The following is a 15,527-nucleotide window of genomic DNA, read 5'->3' as shown; positions in this document are numbered from 1 at the left end:
GTTGACGAGCGGGCGGTCTAGGACTCGAAGGCCGTGGGGAGATACTCCTCCACGTTCTCCGAGGTGACCACGGGGGCGTTCAGCACGATCCGCTTGGGAACCTCCACCTCCACCAGGTCGCTCATCGCCTTGCCCTGGGCGATCAGGCGGGCGAGCTTGACACCGTCCGCGGCCTGAGTGGACGGATAGACCACCGTGGCCTCGAGCACGCTCTCTCCCGACTGGATCTCTCGCATGGCGTTGGCCGAGCCTCCGCCGCCGACCATGAAGAACTCGTCTCGCCCGGCGTTGTCGATGGCCGAGAGCACGCCGATGCCCTGGTCGTCGTCGTGGTTCCACAAGGCGTCGATCTCCGGTGCGGCCGAGAGCAACTGCGACGTGGCGGACTCGCCGCCCTGGACCGTGAAGTCGGCGGCAACGCGGTTGTCCACGTCCAAGCCGCACGTGTCCAGTGCGTCCTTGAAGCCCTCGCTGCGGTCCTGGGTCAGGGGCAGGGAATCGATGCCGGCCACCTCGGCGACGACGGCGTCGGGGTCATCGCCCAGCCGTTCGCAGATGTACTCACCCGCGCTGCGACCCATGCCGTAGTTGTCCCCGAGGATCGTGGTGCGGGCCGCCGCCGGATGGGAGAACTCGCGGTCGACGTTGACCACGGGGATGCCGGCCTCCATGGCCCGGGTGGCGACGGAGGTCAGTGCGGCGCCGTCCGTGGGCAGCAGGACGATGGCGTCCACCTCATCGTTGATGAATCCCTCGACCTGGCTGATCTGCAGATTGGCGTCATTGGTGCCCTCGGCAACGCGGAACTCAATGTCACCGAACTTGTCGGCCTCGGCAATGGCGGCGGAGTTGATGGCACCGAGCCAGCCGTGGTCGGCGGCGGGGCCCGAGAAGCCGATGACGACGGTCTCGCCCTCTTCCTCATTCCCCTCCACCGTGGCGTTGGTGGGCTGGGCGTTGCCGCTACCGGCTTCCGACGAACAGCCGGTGACAAGGGCACCGAGCGCCAGGAGTGCACCGGTGGTGACCAGCATTTTCCGTCTCGTGGGAACTGCGTGCATGACTGTCTCCTCATGAGTAGGTGCGTCTGAGCCGGGTGCCGCCGACTTTTCGAGGACTGCCCGAAGACGTGATGCCAGTCACAATACACAGAAGGCCACGGGAAATCGACGCCCTTCTACCGATGGCCGACGTAATGTGTTAGGTTCGTCACATGGTGGAAGACGATCAGTCGCGACCGCTGCTCCAGGCGCGGGGCCTCTCCAAGCGTTTTGCTGCGGTTCAGGCCCTCAAGGGGATCGATCTCGACGTGCGCGCCGGGGAGGTCCATTGCGTGATGGGCCAGAACGGCGCCGGCAAGTCCACCCTCATCAAGACCCTGTCCGGCGTGTATCGGCAGGACGCGGGGGAAATCTTCTGGGACGGGGAGAAGGTTGAGCTCGACAGCCCCACCGCGGCGCTGGAACTGGGCATCGCCACCATGTACCAGGAACTCGACGTCGTCGACGGGTTGAGCGTCGCGGAGAACATCTTCCTGGGGCACGAACGGGCGACCGGGGGAGTGCTGCACGTCAAGGAGGCGAACGCGAGTGCCCGTGCCCTCTTGAAGCGACTCGGCCACGGCGATCTCTCGCCGTCACGCGAAGTCGGTTCGCTCTCCGTGGCGAGCAAGCAGATCGTGAGCATGGCTCGCGCTCTCTCTCGGGACGCCAAGTTGATCATCATGGATGAGCCGAGCGCCATCCTGGACTCCGGCGAAGTCGAGAACCTTTTCCGGGTGGTCCGTGAACTCACCTCTCAAGGCATCGCCGTCGTCTACATCTCCCACCGTCTGGCGGAGATTCGTCAGATCGGTGACCGCATCTCCGTGATCAAGGACGGTCGGAGCACGGCGAACGGTCTCCATGTCACCGAGACCCCCACGGCGGAACTGATCCGGTTGATGACCGGCCGGGACGTCGCCAATGTGTTCCCGGCCCGGGCGCCAGTCACTCCTGATGCGCCGGTGGTGCTCGACGTCGACGGCCTGGAACTCGAGGGCCACTTCGACAAGGTCAGCTTCTCGGTCCGCGCGGGTGAGATTCTCGGCTTTGCCGGCCTGGTGGGCTCACAGCGTTCGGAGATCATCGAGACCATCTACGGCGCCCGAAAGCCGACGTCCGGACGTGTCACCGTGAACGGGCGCAGGCTCAAACCCGGCTCGGTCAGCGCGGCCGTCCACGCCGGCATCGGCCTCTCTCCGGAGGAGCGCAAGAGCCAGGGCCTCATCCTCGACGAACCCGTTTACAAAAACGTCACCCTGTCCACCTTCGAGCGCTTCTCCCGGACCGGCTTTCTTCACGAGTCGGCCGAACGACAGGCGGCCCGTGAACAGATCGCGGCCCTGGAGCTGCGTCCGGATGATCCCGACCGTCCCGCCCGTACGCTTTCCGGTGGCAATCAGCAGAAGATCCTGCTGGCCCGTTGGCTGGTGCACGGGACCCCGGTCCTGCTGCTGGACGAGCCGACACGGGGAGTCGACGTCGGCGCTCGCGCGGAGATCTACACGCTCATTCGGCGTCTCGCCGCGGCCGGCACCGCCATCATCGTCATCTCGAGTGAGATCGAGGAGGTCATCGGATTGGCGGACAACGTGCTCGTCATCGATGACGGACGCCTCCTCGCCCACACCGAGGCCACGGAAATCGACGAGCACGGAGTGCTCGACCTCGTCATGAAGGGAAGTGCCGCGTGAGCGAGCAGAAGACCCCGGTGGCCGAACAGCGTTCGGCCCCGGACTCCGATTCCGGCTCCGGCGGCACGGCCTCCGGCAGCCATGCCCCTGGCAGTACGGCCCGGGGCAGCGCGGCCCCGGGCACGAGTTTCCTGCACGGCTCCGGCGCCCGCAGCCTAGGCCTCCTGATCGCCCTGGCGGCGCTCTTCGCGATCGGCTTCATCACCAGCGGAGAACGTTTCTTGGCGATCGAGAACATCCTCACCATTCTTCGCTACGCCTCGATCATCGGCGTGATCAGCGTGGGCGTCACCTTCGTCATCACGGCCGGGGGCATCGACTTGTCCGTCGGCTCGGTGATGGGTCTGACCACGGTGGTGGCAAGCCTCACCGCCGTCCAGCTGGCCGCGACACAGTCCTCGTGGCTGCTGATGGTGCTGATCGCGCTCGCCGTGGGCGCGGTCGCGGGACTCGTCAACGGCGTGATCATCGCCTACGGCAACGTGGTCGCCTTCATCGCCACGCTGGCCATGCTGGTGGGCGCTCGCGGTTTGGCCGAGCTGATCTCCGGGCGCCGGACCCTGATCGTGAACAACCGCGACTTCCTGGGATTCATGCGAGCCGACTTTCTTGGCATCCCCGTGCTCGTGTGGATCTTCCTCCTGGTGGCCGTGGGTGGCTGGTTCCTGCTCAACCGCACCACCTTCGGCCGCCGCACCATTGCGATCGGAGGTAACTTCGAGGCGTCCCGCCTGGCCGGTATCAAGGTCAAGCGTCACCTGGTCATGCTGTATGTTCTGGCCGGGTTCGCGGCCGGCATCGCCGGACTCATGATGATGGGCCGCACCACGGCCGGCACCTCGACGCACGGGCTGCTCTTCGAGCTCGAGGCGATCGCCGCCGTCGTGGTGGGAGGAACGCTGCTCAGCGGCGGCCGCGGCACCATTGTGGGTACCGTGCTGGGTGTGCTGATCTTCAGCACGCTGACCAACGTGTTCACGCAGAACAATATGGACACCTCCGTGCAGGCGCTGGCCAAGGGGGTCATCATCGTGGTCGCCGTCCTGCTGCAACAGCGCTTCGCCGCCCGCAATGAACGCCGGGCCAAGGCGAAACCACTCAAGGTCTAGGGCTATCGCCCTGTGCCCGAAACCAGCGACGTGTTCCGTCGAAACCTGTGCTGTAATGAGTCGATGAGTGACATAAGCACGTTCGGTGGCCTGGATGGATCGGGCGGATCGGGTGCCAGCGATCTGTTCCAGATCCTCCGCGACGGACAGCCCCGGACCCGGACGGAACTGGCTGAGCGCATGGGTCTGGCCCGCTCCACCGTGACGCTGCGCATCGAGGCCCTGATGGAGCTGGGACTGGTCGGTTTCGTCGATGACTCGGTTCCCACCGGTGGCCGCCCGTCCTCACGCATCGCTCTACGGGCCGGGAGTCGAGTCGTGCTCGGTGTGGATATCGGCGCATCGCACTTACGGGTGGCCGTGACCGACCTCGCCGGGCACCGAGTCCGCGAGGCCACCCGCACCATCGAGGTCGCCCAAGGGCCGGACGTGGTGCTGCAGGCCGTCGTCGAGCTTTCCAACGGACTGCTGGCGGAATCGGACCGCACCGCGGCCGACCTGTTGGCGATCGGCATCGGCGTGCCGGGGCCCGTGGAACACCGCACGGGCCGGCCCATCAACCCGCCGATCATGCCCGGCTGGAACGGCTTCGACGTCCCCGGGTTCCTGCACGACCATTTCCGCGTGCCGGTGCTGGTGGACAACGACGTCAACATCATGGCGCTCGGCGAGCGCAACGTGGCCTGGCCCTCTGTGGACGACCTGCTCTTCGTCAAGGTGGCCACGGGCATCGGCTCAGGCATCGTCGCCGGCGGCCGGCTGCAGCGCGGAGCAGACGGCGTGGCGGGGGACATCGGGCATATCAGGGTGCACCACGGCGGTGGCGTTCCGTGCCATTGCGGCAACGAGGACTGCCTGGAGGCCGTGGCCTCGGGTCCGGCTGTCGCCGCCAAGCTGCGGGACCGTGGCCTGGAGGCCCGCACGAGTGAGGACGTGGTCCGGTTGGTTCAGGCTGGAAACACCGACGCCGTCCACGCGGTCCGTCAGGCCGGCCGGGACGTGGGCGACGTCCTGTCCGCCTGCATCAGCCTCATCAACCCCTCTGTGATCGTCGTCGGCGGCTCCATGACGCTGACCGGTGAGCACCTCATCGCCGGCATCCGTGAGGTCGTCTACTCCCGCACCATCCCCTTGGCGACGCAGCATTTGCAGATCGTCCAGTCCGGCTCCGGGCTCGACGCCGGCGTGCTGGGTGCGAGCATGCTGGCCATCCACCACGCGTTGTCACCGCAACGCATCGACGCCATGGTCAATGGGCTTTCCGCACCACCGGCCGGGGTCGGCGCCACGAAGTAGTCCACGACTGATTCAATGGGGCATGATGTCCCGCGCGCGCCACAACGACCCTCACGACACCTCGCCGATCACTCCTGACTTCCTCCCGGCGGGCACTCCCGTCTCCAGGCCGTCCCTCGCGCCGTCATCGCGCTCGCAGGTACCCGACTTCCAGGTGATGACCATCCTGGGGAGGGTGGCGGAACTGCGCGCGGCCGGGGCCGACGTCGTGAGTCTGTGTGCCGGCGAGCCCAGCGGAGGAGCACCCGCCGCGGTCAGCGCCAAGGCCGCCGAGGTGCATGCCTCCGGTCGCCCGCTGAACTACACGTCCACCCTCGGTATCTCCGAACTGCGGGAGGCCATCGCCGGGCATTACCGACGGTGGTACGGCGTGGAGATTGACCCTCGGCGCGTGGCTGTGACCACCGGCTCGTCCGGAGCGTTCATGGCCGGATTCCTCTGCGCGTTCAACCCGGGGGACCGGGTCGCCCTGGCCCGCCCGGGGTACGCGGCCTACCGCAACATCCTCTCCGCGCTCGGGTGCCAGGTGGTGGAGCTCGATGCCGGCCCCGAGGTGCGATTTCAGCCCACCCCCGCGCTGTTGGACGAGGCGGAAGCCCGGCACGGGCCCCTGGCCGGGCTCATCCTCGCCTCGCCGAACAACCCGACCGGCACCATGGTCACCCGTGACGAAATGGAGGAGCTGGCGACGTGGTGCCGAGAGCACCAGGTACGGCTGGTCTCGGACGAGATCTACCACGGCATCACCTACGCCGACACGGCAGGTGAGACTCGAGGCGGCGCGAGAGGCAGCGCGGTAGGAGGCGCGGTACGCGACACGGGAGGCGGCACGGCCGACGTCGTTCCCGGTGGACCTCAGGACGCGCGCGGGGTCTGCGCGGCGGAGTACTCGCCCGAGGCAATCGTCATCAGTTCGTTCTCGAAGTACTGGGGCATGCCGGGCTGGCGCATCGGTTGGATGCTGATGCCCGAAGATCTGGTGCCGGCCGTCGGAGGCCTGTCCGGATCCGTCTCCCTCTGCCCTCCAGCGCCGGCGCAGTATGCCGCGGTGGAGGCTTTCTCGGCGGACTCCTATGCCGAGTGCGACGCGCAGGTCGCCGGTTTCGCTCGCGCCCGTGCCTTGCTGCTCGAGAACCAGGATCGCCTGGGCTGGACCCACGCTGCCCCGGCCGATGGCGCTTTCTACTTCTGGGCGCAGCCCGGTGAGGCCATGTTGGCCACATACGGCACGTCCACCGCCTATTGCGAAGCCCTCCTCGAAGGCGCGCATGTGGCGCTGACGCCGGGCACAGACTTCGATACCGCCAACGGGGAGAAGTACGTGCGCTTGTCCTTCGCCGCCGGGTACGACGCCGTCGCCGCCGGCATCGAGAGGATTGTCGCCTTCCAGCGGGGTTAGACCTGAGCAACTGCGCCCACCAGTGAGGTCTTCACTCGGCTCCGCTGAGCGGTTTACGGTCGGCCATGCGGCCAGCGAATCAGCACGGGCCCCACCGCGGTTCCGACGGTGATTCCAGCCGTACTGACTGACATTCCGATCGATGAAGGAGTTCTCGATGACCCATCACGTAAGCACGATGTTGGAGACGTATCCGAAGGACCTCGGTTCGGTGGACAAAGACAAGCTGGCCGCGTGCATCGAGGCCTGCTTCGAGTGTGCGCAGACGTGCACCGCCTGTGCCGACGCCTGCCTGGCCGAGGACAAGGTCGCCGAGTTGACGGTGTGCATCGGCACGGACCTGGACTGCGCCGACATCTGCCTGACCACCGGCCGGGTCCTCACTCGCCGCACCGGTGACAGTGCCCAGGTCACCCGAGCGCTCGTGGAGGCCTGCCGCGCCGCGTGCCAGGGCTGCGCCGAGGAATGTGAAAGCCATGCTCAGATGCACGAGCATTGCCGGGTCTGCGCAGAGGCCTGCCGTCGCTGTGAGCAAGCCTGCTCGGATCTGTTGGCCTCTCTCGGCTGAGACCAGCGGCAAGCTCAGCGAATCTGATGAGGACCCAGTCGTGCGGACCGCACCCATTGCTATATCACCGGGTGTGGTCCGTTTGACTGGGTCCCACGTCCGGCTCGGCCCATCAACGGACCGGTGGCCGGCCAGATCAATGGACCGGTGGCCGGTTCCGCCGCGGGCAGGGGTCCCGAATGTGGTTTGACTCGTGGTTCGATCTGCTGCGTATTGTCCTTGTCGGCGCAGCCGCGTACGCGGCGCTGGTGGTGGTGCTGCGGGTCTCCGGCAAACGAACCCTGGGACAGCTCAACGCCTTCGACTTTGTGGTCACAGTGTCCCTCGGCTCCACTCTGGCGACGATTCTGCTCAGTTCGGACGTGTCCCTGGCCGAGGGGCTGACGGCTCTGGCCCTGTTGGCCGGATTGCAGTTTTTGGTGGCGTCCCTCTCGGCGCATTGGCCGAGAACCCGCACAGCGCTGACGTCGCGGCCGGCGTTGCTGCTGATCGAGGGCCGGATTCAGCACGACGAGCTGCGACGGAACCGCCTCACCGAATCCGAGCTGCGTCAAGCTGTGCGATCTCAGGGCATCGGGGATCTGGCTCAGGTGAAGGCGGTGGTGCTGGAGACCAGTGGCAAGCTCAGCGTCATTCCGGAAAGCCAGTATGGCAACGGATCTGCCCTGAAAGGTGTGGGCGGGCCGGAAGCCGGCTGACCGGCGTCGTGCTGGTTCGGCGAATCTGGTGAGACCCAGTCATGCGGACCGCACCCGGCGCTACATCACCGGGTGTGGTCCGTTTGGCTGGGTCCCTCAACCGAGCTCGGCCCTCAACGTGCCGTTGCTGGGTCGTCACCCCGTCTCAGGAGGCGTGCGAGCGTTCGTGGTCGGCAGCGTAGGCCGAGAACGTCGACTCAAGATCGTCACCGGCCTCCACGAGGAACTTGTCCAGAGCGCTTCCGAGGCGGTCGAGGGAAAACGAGAGGCGCTCAGCAGCCAGCTGTACGTCGGGCGACTGGCTCTGGTGGCCGGCATCCCGGAACTCCAGGGCACGGGGGAGTTGGCGCGCCAGGGACAGGTCGTCATGGATCTCGACGAAGTAGTAGCTCTCGGAGTGCTGGATGAGATCGATGCTGGCGAGTTCTGCGTGCCGGGCCAATCCGTCCAGCAGCCCGGACGCCGTCGTCGTCTCGAGCTCGCCCAGGCGTTCGACGTATCCGGCCCGGTGCAGGTTCCTCATTTCCAGGGCGAAGGCCCGACGGCGTGCCAGCGGCGGGTACACCTGGGTGAACCAGGTCAGGGCTGCCGTCAACAGCGCGAAACCGGTCAGCGCTTGCAGTGGCGAGGCAAGGCGGATCCAGGGGTCGATGGCGACCACGTCACCGAAGCCCACTGTCGACAGCGCGGTGAAGGACATGTAGAGCGCCTGGGCGAAGTCCGGATACTGCGCTGGATCCACGCCCGAGTAGCTGAATCCTTCAGGAATCCTCGGCAGGTAGATCAAGGCCCAGCCCACGGACTGCAGGAGCACCCACATCAGGATGGCGGCGACCATGCCGCCTGGGCCGGAAGCCGAGCCGAAGCGGTGCCGCAGCAGCCTGGAGACTCGCCAGATGCCCGCGAGGACCAGGTGACTCAACGTCCCTTGCCCTTCCGGATGCAGCAGACTGTGGAACATGTCCCGCAGGCCCAGCACGATGACCACTATCCCGGCCAGGGTCAGCGCCACGTCCATGCGTCGTCTCCGTTCGCGATCAATCGTTCATGACGACCGTCGCTCACGGTGCCTCAGGCCACGAGGCCCTCAGTCGCTGAACAGCTGACGGTCTGCAGCCAGAGTACGGCCCATCGTCGGTCTCATCGATCCCGGCCAGGCGCGCGTCGGAGAACGCGCCAGCGAGGAGTCGCTGATCGAGCGTCGAGGCTAGGGATTCTCCGCCAGCCGCTCCGAGAGCAGACGCCGGGCGGCATCCTTCAGCTGCGCCAGGGAAGCGGCGATAATGGGCGCGGTCGCGGTGCCCCGACGCGCAGCGGCGATAATTCGCCGCGTCGGCCGGGCCGGCCCCGCAATGGGCACGCGCCGCACGTTCTCGGCGCCCGCCAGACTCGCCAGACGCGGCACCAGGCCGAGGCCCATCCCGGCCCCGACGAGGGCCGTCGTCGTCTCCCACTCGGTCACCTCGTGCTGGACTTTCGGATTCACGCCGACCGCGGTGAACGCGGAAGTGAACAGCGCGCGGTAGGCGGTGCCCGGTGCGTCCGTGATCCAGACCTCCCCGACGAGTTCCTGCAGCGAGACGGACGGCTTTTCGGCCAGCCGGTGCTCCAACGGCAGCATGACGTCCAGCGGGTCGTCGAGCAGCGCCGTCTCCTCGACGCGGGAATCGGAGCCGACGTCGGCATCAGCCTCGGTGGCCACCACCACGGCGAGATCGATCCGCTCCGCGAGGAGAAGGTCCAGGCAGCGCGACGGGCTCGCCTCGACCACTCGCACGGTGACCTGCGGCTGCGAAACCCGCAGATCCGCCGCCAGCGGGACGAGCAGGCTGGACGCCGCCGTCGAGAAGCCGCCGAGACCGAACTCGATGGGCGTGGACCCGGCAACGGACGCCATGGTCGAGGTGATGCGGTCGCACTCCTCCACCAGACCGTCCGTCTGCTCGACGAGATACCGGCCGGTCGCGGTGAGGTGTAATCCGCGGCCTTCCTTCAGCAGCAGGCGCATGCCCAGCGACTGCTGAAGCTCTCGGAGCTGCGCCGAGACGGCAGATGGGGAGTATCCGGTGAGCTCCGCGGTCGCCGCGATGCTGCCACACGAGGCGAAGGTCCGGAGGGTCAGGATGCGTCGATCGATCATGCACTGATTCTGCACGGTTAACGCCTGATATTCGCGCTTTTTATTGCAACGTTCCGAACTCTACGATCGACGTGTCATTGATCACAGTTCCGCAACGGACTCGCCCCCGTCCGGTCCGCAGCATCACCCCGAACTCCGCAGACTCGAGGAGTCAGTACCGTGACCCTTGCCGTGAATCCCAGCACCAGCAGCCGCGGCCGCCTCGCCGCCGCTCCCACCGAGGATCAGACGGCCCGACTGCGCCTTCTGCTCGAAGAGCGCCGTACCGGCTACTCCTTGGAGGGCCCGTTCTACACCGATCCCGAGATCTTCGCCGCGGACATGCAGGGCATCTTCGGCCGGCACTGGCTCTTCGCCACGAGCCTCGCCGAGATCCCGGAGCCGGGTGACTATGTCACCGTCGACTACGGTCCGTACTCCCTGATCGTCCTTCGCACCGAGGAGGGCGTGAATGTCCTGCACAACGTGTGTCGCCACCGCGGCGCTCGGGTCCTGTCGGAGAAAGCGGGCTCCACCGGCAACCTGGTGTGCGGCTACCACTCCTGGACCTACTCGCCCGACGGCGACCTGATCCACGCCTCGTCCCCCGGAGAGACGTCCTTCGACAAAGCCTGCTTCGCGCTGAAGAAGGCGCATGGACGGGTCGTCGCCGGGTTGGTGTTCGTCTGCCTGGCGGACGAGCCGCCCGCCGACTTCGACGAGGTGGCGGGGATCTTCGAGCCGTACCTCGCCCCCCATGAGATCGCCAGCTCTCGGGTGGCCTACCAACAGGACATCATCGAGGAGGGCAATTGGAAACTCGTGATGGAGAACAATCGCGAGTGCTACCACTGTGATGGCCACCCCGAGTTGGCCTGCTCACTCTTCCCGACCTGGGGGCTCTCCGAGGAGATCGTCCCGCCCCATCTGGAGGACGTCTGGAACCGCAACATCGAGGCCGAGGACGCTTTGCGGGGGCGTTGTACCCGCTATGGACTTCCCTTTGAGGTCGTCGAGGAACTCGACACCCGCGTCACCGGAATCCGCATCTCCCGTGAGCCGCTCGACGGCGCGGGTGAGTCCTTCTCCGCCTCCGGCCGCCGGTTGTCCAAGAAGTTGCTGGGCGACCTGCGCGACTTCCGGTTGGGCCGCTGCTCCATGCACTTGCAGCCGAACTCCTGGTTCCACTTGCTCTCCGACCACGTGATCACCTTCGCCGCGTTCCCGATCAACGAGCACCAGACGCTGGTGCGCACCACCTGGCTCGTGGCTGACGACGCCGTCGAGGGCGTGGACTACGACGTGGACACGCTCACCCACACGTGGAAGCAGACGAACCTGCAGGACAAGAACTTCGTGGAGATGTGCCAACAAGGCGCCTACAGCCCGGCCTACGAGCCCGGCCCCTACATGAAGAGCGAGTACCAGGTCGAGGCATTCATCAACTGGTACACCCAGCGTATGCGTGAGCACGTGGCATGACCGTCAGCACCACCCTCACCACGATCCCGGAGGTCCGGCGCGTCCGGGGCCTGGAGATGCCGTGGAACCGGGTGGTCCAGGCCTCCGCCGACCTGCCCTACGCGGCGGCGGCCACGGCGCTGGATCCCTGGTATCCGCAGGAGTTTCACGCCGAGTGCGTTCAGACCATCCCCGAGGCCGGGGACATGCTGACGGTGGTCATGCGCCGGGTCGACGGCGCGCCGCTGGCCTTCCGCTCCGGTCAGTACCTCAATATCGCTTTCCCCGTGCACGGTCCGGACGCCGAGCCCGTCAACCGCAGTTATTCACTCTCCAGCGCCCCGACGGAGCCGTGGACGTTCGCCATCACGGTCAAGCGCGAGGAGGGCGGCACGGTCTCACCGTGGATCCACGAGAACATCCGGCCCGGGGCCGTGCTGGAGGTGCTCGGCCCGGTCGGGGCGTTCCACTTGCCCGACTACGACCGCCGAGCCCGCTACCTGTTCCTGGCGGCCGGCTCCGGCGTCACCCCGCTGATGTCGATGATCCGGACGATCCACTCCCTGCCGGGCAATGCCGACGTGATCATGCTGTATCACGGGGCCGCGCCAGGGACCTTCGCGTTCTCGCGTGAACTCGAGCACCTGGCCGCCGTCGATTCGCGGATCACCGTGTACTACTCGCTGGGTGACCGTAGCGTCCCCGGCACCTGGGAGGGCATGGTCGGACGGCTGACCGCGGAGATGATCGACACCGTGGTCCCCGATGCCAATGGGCGCAAGGTCTTCGCCTGCGGTCCGGAGGGGTACATCGACGTCGCCGCGGAGCTGCTGGGCAGGGTGGGCGTGGACGACACGTCGATCTTCATCGAGTCCTTCTCGGGCACCCACGAGACCGTGCTCGAGTATCGGGAGGAAGTGGCCCTCGCCGGCGGGATCGCCGAGGACATGGCCGCCGCACAGGACGCCGCCCGAGAGGCCGCCCGGGAGGCTGCCGAGGAGGCCCCGGCCGAAGTCGTCAATCCGGTCACGGGCGCGCTGGACCTCTACCGGATCGCGGAACTCAATACCTCAGAGAACGACTCAAAGAACGACGGCGGCGCGTCGGCCGCGTCGAGCCCGGCACCCTCTAGTGCGGCGCCATCGAGCCCGCCGCCGTCGAGCCCAGCCCCGAGCCCAGCGGCCGCGAACACGACCGGGCCGGTCGACCCGTCCACCTTCGAGGTGGTCGGAGAGGGCAGCCTGACGATGTCGTTCCTGCGCACCCGGCTGAACGTGCGCATCGACCCGCAGGCGAACGTCCTGGACGCCGCCCGGGAGGCCGGCGTGCGCATCGGCGCGAACTGCCGGGAGGGCATGTGCGGCTCCTGCAAGGTCGTCAAGATCAGTGGCGAGGTGGACATGAACCACCAGGGCGGCATCCGTGCTCGCGAGATCGACGCCGGAAAGTTCCTGCCGTGCTGTTCGACGGCGCAGACCGACCTGGTCGTCGACGCCTAGGCCACACCGGACGCCGGGCAGGCCGTCAGCACATCGCCGTCAGCACACTAAGGAGTGATCAATGAGGCATAACCCCTCTCCCCGGGTCGTCATCATCGGAGCCGGCATCGTCGGCGCGAACCTCGCGGACGAGCTCGCCCAGCTCGGACACGCCAACACCCTCGTGCTCGAGCAGGGGCCGCTGACGATTCCCGGCGGCTCCACCTCTCATGCGCCCGGACTGGTCTTCTCCTCCAACGGATCGAAGTCGATGACGGCGTTCGCCCAGTACACGATCGAGAAGCTGACCTCGCTGACCGATGCGGACGGCCGCGGTTCTTTCCTGCCCGTGGGCGGACTCGAGATCGCGACCACCGAAGAGCGCCTGCAGGACCTGCACCGCCGCGCGGGCTGGAACCGCTCGTACGGAGTGGAGGCCCACGTCGTTGACCCGGACGAGTGTCTCCGGCTCTTCCCCCTGCTCAACCCGGACATGCCGCTCGGTGGGCTCTTCACCCCTGGGGACGGCCTGGCGCTGGCCGCCAAAGGAACCCAGCTGGTCATCGAGCGGGCTCGAGCCGCCGGCGTCGAGTTCCGCGACCGGACCACTGTGACCGACATCGAGCAGTCCGGGGGCCGGGTCACCGCGGTCGTGGCGGGCGAGGAGCGGTTCCCGGCCGACGTCGTCGTTTCGTGCGCCGGTTTTTGGGGGCCGAACCTCGGCAGGATGGTCGGCACCGAGATCCCCTTGCTGCCGCTGGCCCACCAGTTCGCGTGGACCACATCGGTTCCGTCCCTGGCCGGCGTCAACGAGCTGCCCAACGGTGCCAGCCGGCCGATCCTGCGCTACCAGGACCGGGACCTGTACTACCGCGAGTGGGGTGACACCATCGGGATCGGCTCCTACGCGCACCGCCCCATGCCGGTCGATCTCGACACTCTGCCGGCCTACCGGCCGGAGGACATCACGGGCGAGCAGATGCCCTCGTCCCTGCCCTTCACCCCGGAGGACTTCGCGGGAGAGTGGGAGGCCAGCCGGGAGTTGCTCCCGGACTTGAAGAGCACCGAGATCAAGCGCGGATTCAACGGCATCTTCTCCTTCACGCCGGACGGCGGCTCACTGGTGGGCGAATCCCGCCACGTCGACGGCTTCTTCGCGGCCGAGGCCGTCTGGGTCACGCACGGTGCGGGCATCGCCAAGGCCGTCGCTGAACTGATCGCGACCGGGCAGTCGAGTGTCGACCTGTCCGACTGCGACCTGAACCGGTTCGAGGACGTGCAGACCACGCCCGAGTACGTCTCCGAGACCTCGCAGCAGAACTTCGTCGAGATCTACGACGTGCGCCATCCCTTGGAGCCGCGGCTCTCCCCGCGCAACGTGCGAGTCAGCCCCTTCCACGAGCAGCAGAAGGCCCTCGGCGCGTTCTTCCTGGAAAGCGGCGGTTGGGAGCGCCCACACTGGTTCGAGGCGAACGCCGCCCTGTTGGAGGAGTTGCCCGCCGAATGGGCCGCCCCGGAGCGTGACACCTGGTCCGACCAATTCCACTCCCCGATTGCCGCGGCCGAAGTCTGGAAGACCCGGACCGCTGTGGGCCTGTTCGACATGACCCAGCTCAAGCGTCTGGAGATCACCGGACCGGGCGCCGGCTCCCTGTTGCACGGCCTGACGACGTCGAGCATGATGCGGGCGCCCGGTGCCGTCAGTTACACGCTTCTCCTCAACGAGGCCGGCGGCATCACCAGCGACATCACGGTCGCCCGCCTGTCCGAGCAGTCGTATCAGGCCGGCGTGAACTCCAACGTGGACCTGGCCTATCTCGCCCGCATGGCACGCCACCAGAGCGAGGAGAACCCGGCCCAGTGGGTCACCGTCCGGGACATCACCCCCGGCACCTGCTGCATCGGCCTCTGGGGACCACTCGCCGCCGCTGTGATGGAGAAGGTCAGCCGCGACGATCTGAGCAAGGAGGGGCTGAAGTACTTCCGTGCCAAGGAGATCTCGATCGGCGGCATCCCGGTGACCGCCATGCGCCTGTCCTACGTGGGCGAATTCGGCTGGGAGCTCTATGCCTCGGCCGACGTCGGGCACCGGCTCTGGGATGTGCTCTGGGAGGCGGGCCAGGAGCACGGGGTCATTGCCGTCGGCCGCGGGGCCTTCAACTCGATGCGCCTGGAGAAGGGCTTCCGGTCCTTCGGGGCGGACATGACCAGTGAACACGAGCCGGAACAGGCCGGACTGGGGTTCGCCGTCAAGGCCACGAAGATGGATGATTTCGTCGGCAAGAGCGCGCTGGCGGAGCGGGCCGCGGCAGCGACCACGCGCCTGCGGTGCCTGACCATCGACGACGGGGCCTCGGTGGTCCTCGGCAAGGAACCGGTGTACGTGGACGGCGAGGCCTCCGGCTACGTCACCAGTGCTGCCTACGGATACACCGTGCGCCAGCCGATCGCCTATGCGTGGCTGCCGAACCGGGTGGACACCGGTGACGCGGTGGAGATCGAGTACCTCGGGCGCCGGATCGCGGCCACCGTGGTGGACGATCCGCTCTACGACCCGGAGATGACGAGACTGCGCGGCTGACCGCGCTTGCCCCTGACTGACGCCGACTGCCCGCCCCCACTCGAGGCGCAAAGTGACGACACCCCGTCCCAACGGACGGGGTGT

At 67.2% G+C, this 15,527-nt stretch carries 12 protein-coding genes; 9 read left to right on the top strand and 3 right to left on the bottom strand.

Annotated features, from left to right (window positions below; all coding sequences use genetic code 11):
• Positions 1–17: 17 nt before the first annotated feature.
• The gene (locus tag ACFQQD_RS03425; protein ID WP_378086250.1) at positions 18–1,061 is read right to left on the bottom strand and encodes a substrate-binding domain-containing protein; all 1,044 of its coding nucleotides are present in this window, start codon (positions 1,059–1,061) and stop codon (positions 18–20) included.
• Between the two features lie 152 nt (positions 1,062–1,213).
• Here ACFQQD_RS03425 and ACFQQD_RS03420 point away from each other — a divergent pair, with 152 nt between their 5' ends.
• The 6 genes from ACFQQD_RS03420 (at position 1,214) to ACFQQD_RS03395 (ending at position 7,804) form a co-directional block, all read left to right on the top strand.
• Positions 1,214–2,734 carry a sugar ABC transporter ATP-binding protein gene (locus ACFQQD_RS03420; RefSeq protein ID WP_378086248.1) on the top strand — a complete coding sequence of 507 codons (1,521 nt, stop codon included), beginning with the start codon at positions 1,214–1,216 and terminating at the stop codon, positions 2,732–2,734.
• Positions 2,731–3,843 (top strand): ABC transporter permease, encoded by a 1,113-nt coding sequence (locus ACFQQD_RS03415; protein ID WP_378086246.1) that lies wholly within the window; start codon positions 2,731–2,733, stop codon positions 3,841–3,843. The genes ACFQQD_RS03420 and ACFQQD_RS03415 overlap by 4 nt, the downstream gene beginning before the upstream one ends.
• A gap of 63 nt (positions 3,844–3,906) precedes the next feature.
• Entirely contained in the window at positions 3,907–5,139 is a 1,233-nt protein-coding gene (locus tag ACFQQD_RS03410; protein ID WP_378086244.1) for an ROK family protein, read from the top strand.
• A 25-nt stretch (positions 5,140–5,164) separates the two neighbouring features.
• On the top strand, positions 5,165–6,538 hold the full coding sequence (locus tag ACFQQD_RS03405; RefSeq protein WP_378087486.1) for a pyridoxal phosphate-dependent aminotransferase: 1,374 nt from the start codon (positions 5,165–5,167) through the stop codon (positions 6,536–6,538).
• 157 nt (positions 6,539–6,695) lie between these two features.
• Entirely contained in the window at positions 6,696–7,106 is a 411-nt protein-coding gene (locus ACFQQD_RS03400) for a four-helix bundle copper-binding protein (protein WP_378086242.1), read from the top strand.
• A 179-nt stretch (positions 7,107–7,285) separates the two neighbouring features.
• Positions 7,286–7,804 carry a DUF421 domain-containing protein gene (locus tag ACFQQD_RS03395; protein WP_378086240.1) on the top strand — a complete coding sequence of 173 codons (519 nt, stop codon included), beginning with the start codon at positions 7,286–7,288 and terminating at the stop codon, positions 7,802–7,804.
• A gap of 145 nt (positions 7,805–7,949) precedes the next feature.
• On the opposite strand, the gene ACFQQD_RS03390 is transcribed toward ACFQQD_RS03395, so the two are convergent.
• Both ACFQQD_RS03390 and ACFQQD_RS03385 read right to left on the bottom strand, forming a co-directional pair.
• Positions 7,950–8,822, bottom strand: coding sequence for a potassium channel family protein (locus tag ACFQQD_RS03390; RefSeq protein ID WP_378086238.1), 873 nt, complete (start codon positions 8,820–8,822; stop codon positions 7,950–7,952).
• 189 nt (positions 8,823–9,011) lie between these two features.
• On the bottom strand, positions 9,012–9,944 hold the full coding sequence (locus ACFQQD_RS03385; RefSeq protein ID WP_378086236.1) for a LysR family transcriptional regulator: 933 nt from the start codon (positions 9,942–9,944) through the stop codon (positions 9,012–9,014).
• A gap of 159 nt (positions 9,945–10,103) precedes the next feature.
• On the opposite strand from ACFQQD_RS03385, the gene ACFQQD_RS03380 reads away from it, so the two are divergent.
• From ACFQQD_RS03380 to ACFQQD_RS03370, 3 genes are all read left to right on the top strand, one after another.
• The gene (locus tag ACFQQD_RS03380) at positions 10,104–11,405 is read left to right on the top strand and encodes an SRPBCC family protein (protein WP_378086232.1); all 1,302 of its coding nucleotides are present in this window, start codon (positions 10,104–10,106) and stop codon (positions 11,403–11,405) included.
• Positions 11,402–12,883 (top strand): flavin reductase family protein, encoded by a 1,482-nt coding sequence (locus ACFQQD_RS03375; protein ID WP_378086230.1) that lies wholly within the window; start codon positions 11,402–11,404, stop codon positions 12,881–12,883. The genes ACFQQD_RS03380 and ACFQQD_RS03375 overlap by 4 nt, the downstream gene beginning before the upstream one ends.
• A gap of 61 nt (positions 12,884–12,944) precedes the next feature.
• On the top strand, positions 12,945–15,443 hold the full coding sequence (locus tag ACFQQD_RS03370; RefSeq protein WP_378086228.1) for an FAD-dependent oxidoreductase: 2,499 nt from the start codon (positions 12,945–12,947) through the stop codon (positions 15,441–15,443).
• Positions 15,444–15,527 lie beyond the last annotated feature (84 nt).

This window comes from Citricoccus sp. GCM10030269 (genome assembly GCF_042665635.1).
Classification (GTDB): Bacteria; Actinomycetota; Actinomycetes; order Actinomycetales; family Micrococcaceae; genus Citricoccus.
Note: the sequence above shows the minus strand (reverse complement) of the source record. Positions and strands in the feature narration are given on the sequence as shown.

Bases quoted from the DNA above. Each gene is read 5' to 3' on its own strand.
- ACFQQD_RS03425 (WP_378086250.1), bottom strand. From the start codon at position 1,061: ATGCACGCAGTTCCCACGAGACGGAAAATGCTGGTCACCACCGGTGCA.
- ACFQQD_RS03420 (WP_378086248.1), top strand. From the start codon at position 1,214: ATGGTGGAAGACGATCAGTCGCGACCGCTGCTCCAGGCGCGGGGCCTC.
- ACFQQD_RS03410 (WP_378086244.1), top strand. From the start codon at position 3,907: ATGAGTGACATAAGCACGTTCGGTGGCCTGGATGGATCGGGCGGATCG.
- ACFQQD_RS03405 (WP_378087486.1), top strand. From the start codon at position 5,165: ATGTCCCGCGCGCGCCACAACGACCCTCACGACACCTCGCCGATCACT.
- ACFQQD_RS03400 (WP_378086242.1), top strand. From the start codon at position 6,696: ATGACCCATCACGTAAGCACGATGTTGGAGACGTATCCGAAGGACCTC.
- ACFQQD_RS03395 (WP_378086240.1), top strand. From the start codon at position 7,286: ATGTGGTTTGACTCGTGGTTCGATCTGCTGCGTATTGTCCTTGTCGGC.
- ACFQQD_RS03390 (WP_378086238.1), bottom strand. From the start codon at position 8,822: ATGGACGTGGCGCTGACCCTGGCCGGGATAGTGGTCATCGTGCTGGGC.
- ACFQQD_RS03385 (WP_378086236.1), bottom strand. From the start codon at position 9,944: ATGATCGATCGACGCATCCTGACCCTCCGGACCTTCGCCTCGTGTGGC.
- ACFQQD_RS03375 (WP_378086230.1), top strand. From the start codon at position 11,402: ATGACCGTCAGCACCACCCTCACCACGATCCCGGAGGTCCGGCGCGTC.
- ACFQQD_RS03370 (WP_378086228.1), top strand. From the start codon at position 12,945: ATGAGGCATAACCCCTCTCCCCGGGTCGTCATCATCGGAGCCGGCATC.